This is a genomic window from Pseudoalteromonas aliena, from assembly GCF_038155085.1.
GTDB classification, from domain to species: Bacteria; Pseudomonadota; Gammaproteobacteria; order Enterobacterales; family Alteromonadaceae; genus Pseudoalteromonas; species Pseudoalteromonas aliena_A.
The window spans coordinates 1-218 of record NZ_JBAKAU010000190.1 but is presented as its reverse complement, the minus strand read 5'-3'; the positions used below and the strand labels follow the sequence as shown (position 1 = coordinate 218).

The following is a 218-nucleotide window of genomic DNA, read 5'->3' as shown; positions in this document are numbered from 1 at the left end:
CGCTTATACCTTCATCTGTACTAAAGTCAGCGTAAATACATACAGCGCCTTCTTGCTCTAATTTATCAACAGCAGCGTGACGAGTACGATAAGTGATTATAATACTCTGCTCTTGGGCTATATAATGATGAGAGAGTGCTAAACCAATACGTTGGCCTGCGCCGGTAATTAAAATGTGCGATGTCATATAAGGCAGTGTTCTCTATGGCGGGTGGTTA

General features: G+C 42.2%; 1 pseudogene. It reads right to left on the bottom strand.

Annotation, left to right across the window (positions count from 1 at the left end):
* Positions 1-187, bottom strand: a pseudogene (locus V6260_RS19045) (dihydromonapterin reductase); the annotation flags it as partial.
* Between the last annotated feature and the right edge of the window lie 31 nt (positions 188-218).